We start from the raw sequence: 15061 nt of genomic DNA, 5'->3' as shown, positions 1-15061 counted from the left end.
CACCATGCATCGCCCGTCCGGCCGTTCGCCCCGGGGCGCGTGCTCCACGCCGGTCGGGGCCAGGACGCCTACGATCGGCCGGGTGGGCACTCCTGAGCAGTCGACGCCCAGCGGTGTGGCCGCGATGCGGGCCGGCCGGTCGGGTGGCCTGGCCGGGTCGTGCCACCCCGGGCCTGTGGTGGCGGTCACCGCGTTGATGGCAGCGCTGGCCGTGACCGCCGGCCAGGGCGCCGCGCGTTGTGTCCTGACCACCGCCGCCGTTCTGAGCGGGCAATTGTCCGTCGGCTGGTGCAACGACGCGTTCGACGCGCGCCGGGACATCGCTGCCGCCCGCCGTGGCAAACCCGTCGTCGACGGCGCGGTGGGTGTGACGGAGGTGTGGGTGGCCGCGTATGCCGCGCTGGCGTTGTGCGTGCCGTTGTCGTTCGCATGTGGCCTGTGGGCGGGCGTCGTTCATCTGGCCGGTGTGGCGGCGGCGTGGGCGTACAACCTGCGGCTCAAGGCGACAGCATGGTCCTGGGCGCCGTACGCGGTGGGTTTCGCCGCGCTCCCGGCGTTCGTGGCGCTGGGGCTCCCAGGGCAGCCCTGGCCGGCCTGGTGGGTTGTCACCGCCGGGGCGCTCCTGGGGGTCGGTGCCCATCTGGGTGACGTGCTGCCGGACATCCGCGGGGATCTGGCGACGGGCGTACGGGGATTTCCGCAGCGGCTGGGCCCGGACGGCGCGCGGCTGCTGCTGCCGGTACCGCTGGCGACCGCGTCCGCGGTTCTGACGCTGGGGCCCGCCGGACCACCCGGCAGATGGGGAGTGGTGGCCCTCGCGGTGGCCGGACTGGTCGCGGTGGCGGGGACGGTGCTGGGACGCCGCTGGGAGCGAGCGGCGTTCGCGGCGGCGGTCGCCGTGGCGGTGGTGGACGTGACGTTGCTGCTGGTACGCGGCACCGGGATCGCCTGACCGTTCGGCCCCGCCGACCGGCTCACACCGTACAGAACCCGCGAGCGGAAGCGGGACAGTCCCTGCTGCGATTGCCGTCAGCTCGCGAGTGCTGTCCCCCGTCGTCACCACGTCGCGGTGGCTTCGTTGACTTCTAGCCTCGAACTTTCGTGACGGTCTGCCAACGGAGTCGGCGGGCCGTTCCGCTTTGTGTGGGTGATGTTGGGCATGCCGGGGGCCCGAGTGTCGCGTCGGGCGGGCGCCGGGTTCCACTTCTCAGGGTCGGGTGGTCCTGTCGTTGGGACGGGAAATCAGCTGGTCATCTTGGGTTCGGGAGTTGGGCGAGCCGGTCGAGGGCGGCCGTGATGCAGCTGGTCCATGGCCAGTGGCCGCCAAGACGGAGGACCCGACGGCGGCCGGTGGTGACGAGCTGTCCGGCCGCGGTGCACAGGCGGAACCTGGTCTCGATGAGTCACAACCAAGGAATCTGCTGGACCGCGCACGCAATCAGATTGACGTCGTCGAGGAGCTGCGCCGCACAGCAGCGGCTGCCGTCTTCTCCCTTCGGGGTGTGCAAACATCCGACGCGCATTGAGCCGTCCTACAGCCGACATGCCTCGTGCTCAGATCGTGCCCATCGGTCGCTCTCGCCGTCGTGAGTCTGTACATCGAGGACCATGTCCGGCAGATCCCGTTGGCCTGCACGGGCAGCCGGTATGCCCTTGCGCCTCTCGGTGGCCTGCAGCGAGGCAACTTCCCGGCTGCGGCCCGTAGGAGACCCACCTGTCGATAACGCCCGTCGTTTTAGATCTAGACGCAGCAGTCCGGCCTCGTCGCCGACCGTCGCGTGCGGCGCTCAGACTGTGAAGTCCCGGGCGGCGATGCGGGTGACCGTGACCGTGACCGTCACGGTGACCGCTACCGGGGCGTCGTGTGCGGCGAGGTAGGAGAGGACAGCGGCCCGTACCTGGTCGTGGACATCCCGGGCAGTGTCCACCACTCTGTGGCCTTCGGTCAGGACGCAGCGCACCTCGATGTGCCATCCCGAGCCGTCGGGCACCCGGTCGATGCGGACACCTGCCTCGGGGGCATGTTGAGCTGTTGTCTCCGGCCATGTGGGCGAGGCCGCTGCCGCGAGGCGGTGGGCGAGGCGGGGTTGAAGGCCGGCCACGCCGGGAACCGCGAGGGCCGCTGCGGCCGCGACGCTGAGGGGAGGCGGCGTTTCGGTGGCAGCCATCAGAGACCACCGCCTGTGGTCTGGCCGGAGCCCGCAGGGCCGAGGGGCAAGGGCGGCTCCAGTACGTCGACCACGATGATGTCGACGGCCGTCACGTCCATCCCCAGGGCTTGTACGGCGGCATCGATGATCGACCCGCGTACTTGATCGACCCTGTCGGGCAGCGGGCGGTCGAGGGCGGCGGCCAGGGTCATGGCCACCTGCACGCCGGTGCCACCTGCGGGCACGAGCCGGCAGGACACGGCCCTCGCCCCGGGGACCGTATCCGCGGCATGCCGCAGCACTTTCGCCGCGGCGCTCTCGGCGATCAGCAGATCCAGCATCGTGTCGGCCAGTGGCAGCAGCCGCCCCAGCCGGACCTCGGCCCTGACGATGCTCATGACGCGGTCGGTCAGCGCCTGCAGGCCGGGAGGGTCCTTGGCACGCAGCGCCCGCGTGGCCGCGTTCAGCCTGGCCAGCCCCTCGACGGCCTCGCGGCACTGGGGACATGACATGGTGTGCGGATCCGCAGCCGGCGTCGCGTCCTGTGCCTGTTCCCAGACCTGGCTGAGCAGGCGGCCGCAGGTCAGTACCTCGTCACCTGCGAGCGGAGCCGCGTCATCGATGGCCGGGTGGCCGGGAGACCCGTCGTCTCCGGGCGGTTCGGAAGGCTGCGCGTGCGGGTCGTCTAGCGCCATGAGGCCATCGCCTCCTTCAGGGACCGGCGTGCCCTGAACAGTCTGCCGCGCACCGTCTGCTCACTGGTCTGTGTCACGACAGCGATCTCCTTGTAGGGCAGACCCTGCAGCTCCCGCAGGATCCAGCAGACACGCTGTCCGGCGTCCAGCTCGCCGAGCGCGCACGTCAAAGCGGCCGTTTCTGCGTCCTCCTCTGCGGCTCGGGCGGGCGAGCTCCACTCGTCGCCCGTTGCGGGTTCGGCGACGGCGTCCAGTGGAAGGGGTGGCGGTCTGTGGCGTCGTGAGTTCAGGCAGCGGTTGACGGTGATGCGGTACATCCAGGTGGGGAACTCCGCATCGTGGCGGTATTCCGGCAGTCGCCGCCAGGCGCTGACGAAGGCGTCCTGAACGGCCTCCTCGGCATCCTGGGCGTTACCGAGCATGCAGCAGGCCAGGCCGAGCAGAGGACGGCTGTGCCGCCGGACGAGAACAGCGAAGGCGTCCTCGTCCCCCTCGGCAGCCCACACAGCCAGCAGCCCATCCGGCAGGTCGCCTCCCAGAGGTGCGGAACCGGTCCGTTCGATCATGCCTCTCCTGCTCATGGTTCAGGACAATCGCATACCCACCTCCTTGCATGTGATGCACATCACATCGAACGCTCGTGAGAAGTCCGCCGCCCCGCATGTCCAACCTTTCGACGGGCACCACGCCGGTGTCCGGCCGACCGATCGAGGCGACCGCCATGACGGACAACATCACCAGCGTCGGGGCGGACCGCCGACCCGACGCGGGCGTGAGCGCGCTGAAGGGCCGTACTGGAGCCGGAGCTCCGGCCGAGACCCGGGGGAAGACCACCATCGCGGACGGCGTAGTGGCCAAGATCGCGGGCATGGCCGCCCGCGAGGTACCGGGCATCCACAACCTCGGGGCGGGCATGGCCCGTGCCTTCGGCGCCATGCGGGAGCGCGTCCCCGGCGGAGGCGGCAGCGTCACGCAAGGGGTGAAGGTCGAGGTCGGCGAGCGGCAGGCCGCCGTGGACCTGGACGTCGTCGTCGAGTACGGCGTCTCCATCGTCGACGTCGCCGGCGACGTGCGCACCAACGTGATCAGCGCTGTGGAGCGGATGACGGGACTGGAGGTCGTCGAGGTGAACATCGTCGTCGACGACGTCCACCTTCCCGACGAGGAGGAAGAGTCCGAATCGGACGAGGGCCGCGTGAGGTGATCCGCCGTGACCGCCGCCACCGCCGCGTCCCGGCGCAAGCGGCTGATCACGCGGATGACGCTCGCGAGACGGGTGAGTGCGTCATGAACACAGCGACCACGGGCCTCGCGGCCGGGATGGCCCTGGGCTTCGCCGGCTACTTCGGCGGCTTCTGGGCATTTCTGCTGGTTCTGGTCCTGGGGGCGGCGGGGCTGATCGTCGGCCTCGTCGTGCAGGGCGACCTCGACCTCGGTGCACGGAGGCGGCGGTGAGGACCCGGCCCGGCTCGCCACCTCCCGGCGAAGGATCCGGCCCATCGGCGCGGGCCGCCGGCCTGCCGCCTCCGGCCGAGCGGGGTGCCACCGTCATCCCGGACAGGGTGGTCGCCCGTATCGCCACCCAGGCCGCACGCACGGCCCAGTCCCGGCGCGCCGCCCTCCCGCCCGGCCCGAGCGGACCGGCGGCACCCAGCGCCTCCGCCGCAGTCCGCAGCGGATCCGTGCGCCTGCACCTGACCATGGAGCTGCCCTATCCCACCGACATCCCCCATGTCTGCGAGCGGATCCAGCAGGACGTCGCCGAACGGGTGGTTCAGCTGACCGGCTTGCGGGTGGGGGAGGTCACCCTCACCGTCCGACGGCTGGTGGCCACCTCCGGCGCGAACCGGGGGCGGGCCCTGTGACCAGCCACCCGGCCCGCACCACCGGGCCCACCACGCAGAAAGGACGACCGGAATGACACCCGATCCGGACCCTCCCGCCCGCGACTCCGCGCCACCCCCGCGCCGTGCAGCGGTCCCGATGACGAAAGAGCCCCAGGAGCCGAGGGAGCCCACAGGGCCCGGTCCGCCCGAACGCCACACGCCTTCGCCGAACCTGACGGCCGACGAGCGCGACAGAGGACACCGGACCCACCGTCCGTGGTCCGCGCGCCGCATTCCGGCCGCGCTGGTCGCCGCGGTGATCCTCGTGGCGGCGGTCGCAGCGCTGGTCGACGTCGTCGCCGTACGGGCGGGACGCCCCGCGGCAGCCTGGCGACAGCTCCTGACCGACGCCCTGGCCACCCGCCCCGTGGACGACGTGTGGATGCTCACGGGAGCCGCCGTGGCCGCCGCCGTCGGCATCTGGCTGATCGTCCTGGCCCTCACCCCTGGCCTACGCCACTGGCTGCCCCTGCGCTCCCCCGCGCCCGGGCTGCGCGCCTCCCTGGACCGCGACGGCACCGCCGCTCTGCTGCGCGACGCCGCCATGCGGGTACCCGGGGTCAGCAAGGCCCGCATCCGGGTGCGCCGCCACCGCGTCAAGGCCCGCGCGGACGTCCGCTTCCGCGACCCTCAACAGGTGAAGGACGACCTCACCGCCGTCCTCGACGAGGAGCGCCACCGGCTCGCCCTCGCCCGCCCTCCTCGCATCGTCGTACGGGTGCGGCAACGCACCAACTGACCGGAGAACCCAGACCCGGAGCCACACCATGACGCCGCGACCCGTGCTCAACCGCAGTCTGCTGGCCCTCGCCGGACTGGTCCTGCTCGGCGGCGGCCTGCTGATCCTCTTCGCCGGGTTCGACGTCTACCGGCGACACGATCTGGTCCCGCCCTCCGGCTGGCCCCTGACCACACCGGACGACGTCCTGCTCGGCTCCGCCGACCGGGCTCGCTGGAGCAGCCAGGGCTGGTGGTGGTGGCCCGCCGTCATCGCCGCCCTCGCCCTCGTCGCCCTGCTCACCCTGGGGTGGCTGCTCGCCCAACTGCGCCGACGCCACCCCGGAGCGCTGTCCGTCGGCGGCACACCCCCGCAGGAAGGCGTCGAACTGCGCGACCGAGCGCTCAGCGACGCGATCGCCGCCGAAGCCGGTGCCCTGCCGGGAGTTGAGCATGCGGCCGTACGCATCACCGGCCGGCCCGCCCACCCCCGCACCCGCGTCAGGCTCACCCTCACCCCTCAGAGGGCACCCGGCGCCGCCCTCCACGCCCTCTGCGAAGGCCCGCTCCGAACCGCCCACCGGTCCACTGGCTTCACTGACATACCCACCGAGGTCCGCCTACAGGTCGCCCGCCACAAACCACACCGCGCAGAGTAAGGAGGAGACGGACCATTCCCGTGTCCGCGCCCTTGCGGTCTTTCGCAGTTCACAGCGGAAGCGGCACTACCCCCCAAGGAAGAAATCATGATCATCCTGGGCATCATTCTGCTCGTCGTCGGCTTCGTCACCGGGATAGCCATCCTGTGGACCATCGGGATCATCCTGGCGGTCATCGGAGCCATCCTGTGGGTCCTCGGCGCGATGGGGCACGCCGTCGCAGGACGACGCCACTACTGGTGAACCCCGTCCACGGCGGTCCGGGCTGGACCCTGTCCTGGTCCAACGCCGGACACCCATCACTACTCCCCCGCACCTCCGACGCGCGCGCCACCCCTCACGGAACGCGACATCCTCCAGCACCAAGGCTTCTGACGTTCCACCGCACCGAGCACCGGCTCGAAAACCCCTCCGCTTGCCCCTGCTGCTATATACCGGCGGGTTCATCGAGCGTCCCGACCACAGCATCGACGCCGCCGTCGCGAAACCAAAGCAGGGTCTCAACTCCGACGTTGTGCAAGGCGCCCCCAGACCGCGCGGCGTGTGTTCTGACGGACCAGGACCCGGGGCAAGGCGTGCAGAGGAGCCAGGATCCGGTCTCCGGCCACGAGCGGTTCCGATTCGGACGGGCCACAGAGCCAGCCCACTCCCGGCGGGTGGCCGCGCGGACCTGCGGGAGCCGGCTCGGGCCGCCGCCCCGCTCCCCCGTTGACGGCACGGCGCCGCGCCGGACGCACGTGGCGGCGGTCGCCTGACAGTCGCTCGCCATGGAGAGGGTCAACAGCAGGCAATTGGGAACGCGGACACTGCACATCGCTACTCCCACGAGGAGTGTGTCCCCATGTCCACGGGAACCCTTCTGGCGATCATCATTCCGATCGTGGTGGTGCTCGCCCTGGCCGCTGTGGCGGTCTCACTCATGACGCGACGCCGTCACCTCCGTGAGCGCTTCGGCCCGGAGTACGAACGGACCGTCGAAGGATCTGACAGCCGGCTCGCCGCCGAGCGTGAACTCAGGGAACGCGAGAGGCGGCACGATTCGCTGGACATCAAACCGCTGCCCCCGGTCTCGCGTGATCGATACACGCGAGAGTGGAGCAGCGTCCAGGACGAGTTCGTGGACCGGCCGCAGGACGCGGTCCACGACGCGGACCGGCTGGTGACCTCCCTGATGCACGACCGCGGCTACCCGACCGAGGGCTTCGATCAGCAGATGAAGGACCTCTCGGTGGAGCACGGGCGCACCCTCAAGCACTACCGCGCCGCGCACGAGGTGGAGTCCCTCAGCCAGCGCAGCCAGGCGACGACCGAGCAACTGCGGAGTGCCATGATCCACTACCGCACAGTGTTCGACGAGTTGCTCTCCGACGGTGGCCGGGCCCAGCCCGCCCGCCCCTGACACCCACCCCGACTTTGCTTGGAACGCCATGCACCGCAAAGACGACACGGACCGCACCACCGGCAGCCTGACCACCGAAGACCTCGCTCAGCCCTCCGGCGCCACCACCGGGACGCCGGGAGAAACGGAGGAGGCCTCCTCGCGAGCCCCGATCTACCCCGGTGAGGGCACCGCCGTGACGTCCGAGACACGGAGCCCGGCCGACAAGGCCGGCGGGGACCGGTCCGCCGCCGACCGCTCCGACGCCGGAACCGCCACCACGGGCGCCGCGGGCACGCCGGACACCTCGGACGACGAGGCTCCGCGGCTCCTGACGGAGGAGGAGGACCAGGGCTTCCGCGGCCGCTGGCAGGAGATCCAGAACAAGTTCGTGGACGACCCGCGCAAGGCCGTGCACGACGCCGACGCCCTCGTCGCAGACGTCATGCAGACCCTGGCCACCACGTTTGCTCAGCACAAACAGGACCTGGAGGACCAGTGGGGGCAGGGCGCGCAGGTGGTCACGGAGGAACTGCGCAGGGCTCTGCGGCGCTACCGCTTCTTCTTCAATTGGCTGCTCAGCACCTGAGCCTCCTCCCCTCGAGCCCGGCCCACGCAAAGAGGGGTGGCCCGCTACAGGGCTCCCGGGGCAGGGCTGGGCGTGGTTCCATGGGGGGCGATGTCCGGCTTCCGAGCGAGGGAGGTCTCCGTGATTGGTAACCGGCATTCGACGCAGAGTTATGACTGGCTGCGGCCGGGCAGCCTCGTGCGGGACACAATCACGGGCCGGGCCGGCCTGGTGATGGACCACGGACTGGATCGCCTGGAGTCGAGGGCAGACCGCCTGAGCAGGTGGTGTTCCGGCGGCCCGAGAACGGGATTCCCCACTGCTTGCGCAATTTCCGGCTTAGCTCTGGACGAAGTCGAGGAGGTCTCGGGATAGACGCTCCTTCTCGGTGTCGGTGATGCCGTGCGCCGCGGCCTCGTACACCTTGAGCTGAGCGCCTCGGATCATCTGCGCCGAACGCTTACCGCCGACCTCGAACGGTACGATCTGATCATCGTCGCCGTGGATGACCAGCGTGGGAACGTCAATCCTCTCCAGGTCCGGGCGAAAGTCCGTCGCAGAGAACGCGGCGATGCATTCGAACGCAGCGCGGTGACCGGCCAGCATGCTGTTGAGCCAGAAGCCGTCGCGGATTCCTTGGGCGACGTCTCCGCGGCGGTTGTGGCCGAAGAACGGACCGTCGGCGAGGTCGCGATAGAGCTGCCCGCGGGCCTTGCGCTCACCGTCGCGGATGCCGTCGAACACCTCGATGGGCAGCCCCTCGGGGTTGTCGTCGGTACGGACCATCATCGGTGGTACTGCCGAGACCAGGACGAGCTTGGCAACCCGCGCGCTGCCGTGCCGCCCGATGTAGTGCGCCACTTCGCCACCACCCGTGGAATGGCCGGCCAGAGTGAGACCGGTGACGTCGAGATGATCGAGCAGGGCGGCCAGGTCATCAGCGTAGGTGTCCATCCCGTTGCCGTCCCACGGTTGCGAGGAACGGCCGTGACCCCGTCGGTCGTGTGCGATCACCCGGCAGCCGCGCTCGGCGAGGTAGAGCGCCTGTGCTTCCCAGGCGTCAGCGTTCAGCGGCCACCCGTGACTGAGCAGGACCGGCCTTCCGTTCTTCGGGCCCCAATCCTTGTAATAGATCTGCGTGCCGTCGCTGGTCTCCACGTACCCCATCACGGTGTCCCTTCGTTCGTGATCCACTACGGACGAACATAAGGGGCAAAACGAGCGATGCTCGCCCAAGGCCACGAATCGCCGCTGCCAGCACCATTTCGTCACCCCAGAGCCCGTGTTTCGTCAGTTCCCCTACTCGGGCACGGGCGGTGTCACCACTCGGGCACGGACGGTGTCACCGGTTCTCTCCTCGGGTTCTTCGCGGTCGCCGGCCTTGATCGCTTCAGCGGACGCACCCACCCTGCCGGAGTTGAGCCCGTACCGAAAGGGCTCGACCGGTCAGCGCTGCGGCGCGAACCGTTCGAGAAGACGTTCCCGCTGCTTGATACCGAGGCCGCGCATCCGGCGGCTGTCGGAGATCCCCAGCTCGGTGAGGATCTTCTGGGCCCTTACCCTGCCGATGTCGGGGAGGGATTCGAGCAGGGCGCGGACCGGCATCTTGCGGATGACCTCGGAGTCGCTGGCCAGCACCTCGGGCAGCGACAGCTTGCCGTGCTTGAGGGCCTCCTTGACTTCGGCGCGCTCCTTACGTGCGGCGGCGGCCTTGTCGAGCGCGGCTCGGCGCTGTTCGGGACTGAGCGGGGGGAGTGCCATGGATCAGGTCCTTTCACCAAGTGATCGATATGGCTATCCTGCCTCCGCTGCTGTGGCGCTCACCAGCGGGTTTACGGGGTTTCCGCGGTCTCTGCGGATTCCCTAGTCCTGGTCTTCACCACGGTCTCCTGCCCGCCACCCTGTTCCTCGACGAGTTGGATGATCACCTGGTCCAGCTATCCGTACGTGCCGACCCACTCGGTGAACTTCCGCTCGGCGATGGCGGGGTCGCCCCACCAGCCGCTGGAGGACGGGCCGTCCGTGCAGAACTGGAGTGTGTCGCGGAACGTGATGGCCGGATGGTCTGCGACGGCTTGGGGCGCGGTCATGCGGTCGTCTCCTGCTCGGCCTCGGCGAACGCGCGGTACAGCGAGGCGACCGACGGGCTCGTGCCTGCGTTCTTGCCGGTCTTGATGGTGAGCTTCTTCGCGATGTCGGGGACGGGTACGCCCTTGTCCTTGAGCGCGAGGGCGAAGGTGAGCATGTCGTCGTCGACGACCTTGGGCCGTCCGCCGTGATTGCCCTTCTTCGCGGCGGTGACCTGCCCTTTGAGGGTCTTCTCCCGGATGTAGTTGCGCTCGATCTGCCCGGCGAAGGCGAGGACGGCGAAGAACATGGCGCCCATGCCGTTGGGGTCGTAGATGCCAGTGAAGGGGCCGGTGAGGAGTTCGAGCTGGATGCGGCCGGCCTGGAGCTCGGCGGACAGCGACATCAGCTCCGCGGTGAACCGCCCGAGCCGCTGGAGCTCATGCACGGTGAAGATGACCGGGGCGTCGGGGGCGGCCTCCTTGAACTGGTGGGCCAGCGCGAGCGCGGCCTCCAGTTCGGGCCCGCGGCCGGGTCGGCGGGCGCCGGTGGAGTGCGAGTGTGTGCCCCCGGCCGGGTGAAGAGACGTGTGCGCGCTGCCGTCGGATACTGGGCCTACGGGGCTGTGCGGTTCCCATGGGGTTCGGTGATGACTGATCGCGAGCGGTTGCACGAGACGGCGGGCGGCGCGGTGGCGCGCGGTGGGGCGTGGCTGGATGTGCTGCCGGTGGCGCTGGTGGCGACGGACGAGGACGGTCTGATCACGGAGTGGGGGATGTCGGCGCCGGAGGTGCTCGGCTATGCGCCGCGGGAGGCCGTCGGGCGGGAGGCGGTTGAGCTGTTGGTCCCGGCCGAGGGCCGGGAGCGGGCGCGTGCGCTGCTGGCCGGGCTGGAGTCCGGCCGCAGCATGATCGGCTCGTTGACGGTGCGGCATCGCGACGGGTCGCCGGTGGAGCTGGAGGTATGGGCGTGCCCGGCTGGTTCCGGCGGTAGGGCCATGCTGGTGTTCGCGGTCGGCGCTGCCGCGGCCCGCAGGGCCCGTGGGGTGCGGGCGTCGTCGGAGGCCATGTTCACCGGCTCGCGGGTGGGGTTGGCGGTCTTCGACACCGAGCTGCGGTTCCAGCAGGTCAATCCGGCCTTGGTGGCGATGAACGGCGTGCCTGAGGCCGCTCATATCGGGCGGCGTCCGGCGGAGGTGATGCCTGGGGTGAACGCTTGGCAGATGGAGGCGGCGATGCGCAAGGTGCTGGCCACCGGTGAGCCGGTGCTCGACTTTCGCCGCATCGGCTACACCCCCGACGCCCCCGGCCACAAGCGGGTGTGGTCGTGCTCGTATCTGCGTCTGGACGACGTCTGCGGCCGGCCGGTAGGCCTCAGTGCCTCGGTCATCGATGTCACCGTTCACCAGCAGGACCAGCTCGCCACGGGCGCCGGCCGCCGGCGGATGGACCTGCTGAACGAGGCCGGGGCGCGGATCGGCACCACCCTGGACCTCGGCCGCACGGCCCAGGAGCTGGCGGACGTGGCCGTGCCCCGGCTGGCGGACGCGGCCACCGTGGACCTGCTGGAGCCGCTCGCCGAGGGCGGCGAAATCGGCTTCGACTTCTCCGAGGGCGCGGCGATGCGTCGCCTCGGGCTGGCCCCGCACGCGGGCTCCCCGGTCACCCGCGTGCTCACCCCGGTCGGGCGCACCCTGATCTTCCCGCGTCGCGCGCCGTATGTGCAGGCGCTGGCCGACCGGCAGCCGTTCGTCGTGGCCCAGCTGGACGAGCGGGCCATCGCCCCAGCCGCCCGGTACACCGACAAGGCCTTCAAATTGCTCGACCTGGGCGTGCGCTCGTTCATGATGGCCCCGCTGGTCGCCCGCGGCCAGGTGCTGGGGGCGGCCACCTTCTACCGCATCGGCCCGGGCTCCGCCTTCGACGACGCGGACGTCGCGCTCGGCTTCGAGCTGGCCACCCGGGCGGCAATGTGCGTCGACAACGCCCGCCTGTACAGCCGGGAGCACGCCACTGCGCTGACCTTGCAGCGCAGCCTGCTCCCCCACCGCTTGGAGGACCTGCCCGGAATCGAAGTCACCTACTGCTACCTGCCCGCCAGCGACGTCAACGAGGTCGGCGGCGACTGGTACGACGCGATCCCCCTGGCCGACGGCAGCGCGGCCCTGGTCGTCGGCGACGTGATGGGTCACGGCATCGAAGCGGCGGCAGCCATGGGACACCTGCGCAGCACCGTGCGGGCCCTGACCCGCCTCGGCCTGCCCCCGGCGCAGCTGCTGCACGCACTGGAGCCGGCCGTCACCGACCAGGGGGAGGCACTGCTGGCCACCTGCGTGTACTGCCTGTGCGATCCGGCGACCGGCCGGATCAGGATCACTCGTGCAGGCCACCCGCCCCCGGCCGTTGTCGACCCCGACGGCACCGCCCACCTGCTGCAGATGCCCGCGGGAACCCCCCTGGGCATCGACGACATCGACTTCGCCACAACCGAGTTCACCCTCGCCCAGGGCAGCATCCTGGTCCTGTACACCGACGGCCTGATCGAAACCCGGGGCCGCGACCTGGACCAGCGCCTGGACCACCTCACCCGCCTACTCACCGGGCACCACCCCGACCTGAACGAACTGCGCGACGCCCTCATCACTCACCTGATCCCCGGCCCGACCGACGACGACATCGCCCTGCTCATCGCCCGCATAGGCCACCCGCAGCATCCCTGAGGAAGAGATGCCCGGATGGGGCCGATCCGCTGGATTCGCGTCGCAGAGCCGCCCAATCGGGTCTCAACGGCGGAGCGAGGTGTCCGCGAACCCCAGCGGGGCCCCGGCTGGTGTGCTACTGGACTTGTGTTTGGGGCCCCGAGGAAAACCACGCTGGCCGACATCTGACCCCGACAGCATGGTCGAGCCGGACGGCCTAGAAGCGAATCTGGCCGATCATGTCCGCCATGCTGGTCATGAACCGGTTGATGCTCGGGGCCATGGACGTGCTCGCCAGGGAGAACCCAAAGAGTACGCAGGCGATCGCAGGTCCGGGCTTCACGGACTTTCCACGGAACAGAACAACCACGACGATCCCGAGCAACAGCACGGAGGAAATACTCAGCGCCATCAGGAGGCTGCTTCCTCCGCCGGCCCTCGTCGCTCCCTGCGTGCCTGACTCAGTGCCCGACGCAGAGCCTCGGGTCGGGTCAGTGTTCGAGGACCAGGGGGATAGACGTGCCAGTGCATCCCCGGGGGCGTCGCGCTCTCGGCGGACGGCACGACGACGTGGCACTTCAGCCCGAGTGCCACCGTTCCCGGCTCCTCCCAGCGGACCGCAGTGCCCACAGGGACCAGGAAGTACAGCCGGGGCTCCGGTCCTCCGTGGTCAAGGATCACCGGGCCGACCGGGTCGTCGCCCTCGCCGAGGATCTCGATGGCGCGCCGGCCGACGGCCTCTACGGCGCGTACGGCATCCCACCACTCGCCCGCCGAGCACAGTTCGGGCTCGTCGCCGATGGGCATCCAGCGCGGCGGGAGCGCGCGAGCTGCGGGATTGGCGTCGGACATGGAAAAGGCCTCCTCACCACTGCGTGTGAGGAGACCATTCCACTCAGCAAGCGCTCTGCGCGGACAGATTGTCCGTGGGCTTCACCTGCCAAAGCCCTTGACACCACATCACGTTGCGCTAATCCCCGTCCAACTACCGAACGTGGAAAGCTCATTGGAGAGGTGGGTGTCCATCCTGAGCAGCGATGCGGTGGTCTCGCGAACGGACGGGTGGAACCGCGTATGGTTCGGTGCGACCTTCCGCGCCCGCTTGAGATCGGCGAAGGAGCCGGCCCTGTCGCCCACAGCGAGCTTCGCGGACGCCACGTCGATGAAGTGGTGGCTCGACCGCTCACCGACGGTCGTCGTGGGCGGCGCCCACTCGCCGCCGGAGACTGGAGACCACTCGGCCAGGCGGGCGAGAGCCTGCTCGGTGTCGCCCATGTCGATCATCGCGTGCACCTCGTGGATGCGGATGTTCGTCGGGCCGAACGACATCTCGTACGCCAGGGAGTCGCGGTTGCCCCCCATGAGCGCCACCTGCTCCGCCTCCCTCAGGTACGCCTCGGCACGATCGGAGTTGTTCTCGCGGGCTTCCAGGACTGCGAGCTTCAGCAGCAGAGCGCCGTCGACCGCGAGCGCGTCCTCCGTGAAGGAGCGTTCCGGCTGCAGCCGCTCGAGCTCGGTGCGCAGCGCGACGAGCCTGCGGCGTGCTGGCGAGTAGGCACCCTGGCGGAGCATCGCCCCGGCGACCAGATAGCCAGCCGTGAACTGCATCAGGGGGTCGCCAGAGCGGTTGGCCGCCCACCGGACACGCTCCAACGCCGTGTTCGATAGGTCGTGGTGGCCCATCTTGTGAGCGAGCGAGTTCACGGCGCGGTAGGCGCGCGCGAGATGCCAGAACGCCCTGTTCCTGTCACCGTTGCTGCCGTCGAGGGCACGTGCGTCAGCTCGGTGATGATCGGCGGCAGGAGGGGGCCCATCGGGGCGTAGCGTGCGTCACGACGCAGGGCCGCCACTTGGTCGACCTCCGAGGCGAGCACAGGAAGCGCGCGCGGGGCGATCTCCAGGTCGTCGGGGGTGTCGTAGCAGAGCAGGAGGCGGCGCAGCTCGGGAATGACAGCGTGAACGCCGTCCTCGGCTTCCGGCTCACCGTAGTACGGCTGCCCGGTCAGGACCTCGGGACCGAAGCGCAGCGCCTTGGCGAGCGCCAGCACCAGCGACGGTGAGGCCTTCCGCGCGCCGGACTCCAGCTTCTGCACGTAGCTCGGGGAGACTGCGACCTTCTGTGCCAGCTGGGCGGCAGACAGCTTCCGTGTCCTGCGTGCCGTACGGAGACGGTCTCCCAGCGTCAGGTTTTCACTCATCGGTGGATCTGTCCCTTCGCGATGGAGCACTCGGATCAGGGTACG

The 15061-nt window shown here is 70.0% G+C and carries 21 protein-coding genes and 1 pseudogene; 10 read left to right on the top strand and 12 right to left on the bottom strand.

Going from position 1 to position 15061, the window contains the following annotated elements:
• Nucleotides 1–82 precede the first annotated feature (82 nt).
• The gene (locus TNCT6_RS28815) at nucleotides 83–952 is read left to right on the top strand and encodes a UbiA family prenyltransferase (RefSeq protein ID WP_373996210.1); all 870 of its coding nucleotides are present in this window, start codon (nucleotides 83–85) and stop codon (nucleotides 950–952) included.
• A 298-nt stretch (nucleotides 953–1250) separates the two neighbouring features.
• Here TNCT6_RS28815 and TNCT6_RS28810 read toward each other — a convergent pair.
• The 4 genes and pseudogenes from TNCT6_RS28810 to TNCT6_RS28795 form a co-directional block, all read right to left on the bottom strand.
• A pseudogene (locus TNCT6_RS28810) lies at nucleotides 1251–1391 on the bottom strand (IS1380 family transposase); the annotation flags it as partial.
• Nucleotides 1392–1787: 396 nt separating this feature from the next.
• The gene (locus tag TNCT6_RS28805) at nucleotides 1788–2168 is read right to left on the bottom strand and encodes a hypothetical protein (protein ID WP_141363625.1); all 381 of its coding nucleotides are present in this window, start codon (nucleotides 2166–2168) and stop codon (nucleotides 1788–1790) included.
• Entirely contained in the window at nucleotides 2168–2845 is a 678-nt protein-coding gene (locus TNCT6_RS28800) for a hypothetical protein (RefSeq protein ID WP_141363623.1), read from the bottom strand. Before TNCT6_RS28800 ends, TNCT6_RS28805 begins: the two co-directional genes overlap by 1 nt.
• Nucleotides 2836–3411, bottom strand: coding sequence for an RNA polymerase sigma factor (locus tag TNCT6_RS28795; protein ID WP_141363621.1), 576 nt, complete (start codon nucleotides 3409–3411; stop codon nucleotides 2836–2838). Before TNCT6_RS28795 ends, TNCT6_RS28800 begins: the two co-directional genes overlap by 10 nt.
• A 155-nt stretch (nucleotides 3412–3566) precedes the next feature.
• Here TNCT6_RS28795 and TNCT6_RS28790 point away from each other — a divergent pair, with 155 nt between their 5' ends.
• From TNCT6_RS28790 to TNCT6_RS28765, 8 genes are all read left to right on the top strand, one after another.
• Nucleotides 3567–4049 carry an Asp23/Gls24 family envelope stress response protein gene (locus tag TNCT6_RS28790; RefSeq protein ID WP_141366875.1) on the top strand — a complete coding sequence of 161 codons (483 nt, stop codon included), beginning with the start codon at nucleotides 3567–3569 and terminating at the stop codon, nucleotides 4047–4049.
• A gap of 83 nt (nucleotides 4050–4132) precedes the next feature.
• Nucleotides 4133–4300: a hypothetical protein gene (locus TNCT6_RS40095; RefSeq protein ID WP_172633072.1), complete on the top strand. Its 168-nt coding sequence runs from the start codon at nucleotides 4133–4135 to the stop codon at nucleotides 4298–4300.
• Entirely contained in the window at nucleotides 4297–4710 is a 414-nt protein-coding gene (locus TNCT6_RS28785) for an Asp23/Gls24 family envelope stress response protein (protein WP_141363619.1), read from the top strand. Before TNCT6_RS40095 ends, TNCT6_RS28785 begins: the two co-directional genes overlap by 4 nt.
• 118 nt (nucleotides 4711–4828) lie before the next feature.
• Complete coding sequence (locus TNCT6_RS28780; protein ID WP_253266254.1) at nucleotides 4829–5470, top strand: DUF6286 domain-containing protein; 642 nt, start codon at nucleotides 4829–4831, stop codon at nucleotides 5468–5470.
• Between the two features lie 28 nt (nucleotides 5471–5498).
• Nucleotides 5499–6107 (top strand): alkaline shock response membrane anchor protein AmaP, encoded by a 609-nt coding sequence (locus TNCT6_RS28775; protein WP_141363617.1) that lies wholly within the window; start codon nucleotides 5499–5501, stop codon nucleotides 6105–6107.
• Nucleotides 6108–6194: 87 nt separating this feature from the next.
• Nucleotides 6195–6350 (top strand): DUF6131 family protein, encoded by a 156-nt coding sequence (locus tag TNCT6_RS40090; protein WP_172633071.1) that lies wholly within the window; start codon nucleotides 6195–6197, stop codon nucleotides 6348–6350.
• Between the two features lie 598 nt (nucleotides 6351–6948).
• Nucleotides 6949–7506 carry a hypothetical protein gene (locus TNCT6_RS28770; RefSeq protein WP_141363615.1) on the top strand — a complete coding sequence of 186 codons (558 nt, stop codon included), beginning with the start codon at nucleotides 6949–6951 and terminating at the stop codon, nucleotides 7504–7506.
• A 28-nt stretch (nucleotides 7507–7534) separates the two neighbouring features.
• Nucleotides 7535–8074, top strand: a complete 540-nt coding sequence (locus TNCT6_RS28765) for a hypothetical protein (RefSeq protein ID WP_141363613.1) — start codon at nucleotides 7535–7537, stop codon at nucleotides 8072–8074.
• Between the two features lie 318 nt (nucleotides 8075–8392).
• On the opposite strand, the gene TNCT6_RS28760 is transcribed toward TNCT6_RS28765, so the two are convergent.
• The 4 genes from TNCT6_RS28760 to TNCT6_RS28750 form a co-directional block, all read right to left on the bottom strand.
• Nucleotides 8393–9220, bottom strand: coding sequence for an alpha/beta fold hydrolase (locus TNCT6_RS28760; protein WP_141363611.1), 828 nt, complete (start codon nucleotides 9218–9220; stop codon nucleotides 8393–8395).
• A 279-nt stretch (nucleotides 9221–9499) separates the two neighbouring features.
• On the bottom strand, nucleotides 9500–9814 hold the full coding sequence (gene mihF / locus TNCT6_RS28755; RefSeq protein ID WP_141363609.1) for an integration host factor, actinobacterial type: 315 nt from the start codon (nucleotides 9812–9814) through the stop codon (nucleotides 9500–9502).
• A gap of 176 nt (nucleotides 9815–9990) precedes the next feature.
• On the bottom strand, nucleotides 9991–10143 hold the full coding sequence (locus TNCT6_RS40085; protein WP_172633070.1) for a hypothetical protein: 153 nt from the start codon (nucleotides 10141–10143) through the stop codon (nucleotides 9991–9993).
• On the bottom strand, nucleotides 10140–10793 hold the full coding sequence (locus TNCT6_RS28750; protein WP_216372806.1) for a recombinase family protein: 654 nt from the start codon (nucleotides 10791–10793) through the stop codon (nucleotides 10140–10142). The genes TNCT6_RS40085 and TNCT6_RS28750 overlap by 4 nt, the downstream gene beginning before the upstream one ends.
• Between TNCT6_RS28750 and TNCT6_RS28745 the strand changes: the two genes are divergently transcribed.
• On the top strand, nucleotides 10770–12839 hold the full coding sequence (locus TNCT6_RS28745) for a SpoIIE family protein phosphatase (RefSeq protein WP_141363607.1): 2070 nt from the start codon (nucleotides 10770–10772) through the stop codon (nucleotides 12837–12839). The two genes, TNCT6_RS28750 and TNCT6_RS28745, sit on opposite strands and share 24 nt — an antisense overlap.
• A 196-nt stretch (nucleotides 12840–13035) precedes the next feature.
• Here the strand turns inward: TNCT6_RS28745 and TNCT6_RS28740 are convergent, their stop codons facing one another.
• From TNCT6_RS28740 to TNCT6_RS41125, 4 genes are all read right to left on the bottom strand, one after another.
• Nucleotides 13036–13230 (bottom strand): hypothetical protein, encoded by a 195-nt coding sequence (locus TNCT6_RS28740; RefSeq protein WP_141363605.1) that lies wholly within the window; start codon nucleotides 13228–13230, stop codon nucleotides 13036–13038.
• On the bottom strand, nucleotides 13230–13670 hold the full coding sequence (locus tag TNCT6_RS28735; protein ID WP_141363603.1) for a hypothetical protein: 441 nt from the start codon (nucleotides 13668–13670) through the stop codon (nucleotides 13230–13232). Before TNCT6_RS28735 ends, TNCT6_RS28740 begins: the two co-directional genes overlap by 1 nt.
• Before the next feature lie 108 nt (nucleotides 13671–13778).
• Nucleotides 13779–14426: a hypothetical protein gene (locus tag TNCT6_RS41130; protein WP_253266253.1), complete on the bottom strand. Its 648-nt coding sequence runs from the start codon at nucleotides 14424–14426 to the stop codon at nucleotides 13779–13781.
• Nucleotides 14427–14518: 92 nt separating this feature from the next.
• On the bottom strand, nucleotides 14519–15016 hold the full coding sequence (locus TNCT6_RS41125; protein ID WP_253266252.1) for a helix-turn-helix domain-containing protein: 498 nt from the start codon (nucleotides 15014–15016) through the stop codon (nucleotides 14519–14521).
• Nucleotides 15017–15061 lie beyond the last annotated feature (45 nt).

It is taken from the genome of Streptomyces sp. 6-11-2 (assembly GCF_006540305.1).
In the GTDB taxonomy this organism is placed as follows: Bacteria; Actinomycetota; Actinomycetes; order Streptomycetales; family Streptomycetaceae; genus Streptomyces.
The sequence above is the reverse complement of the archived record's forward strand: the minus strand, read 5'-3'. Positions and strand labels throughout refer to the sequence as shown.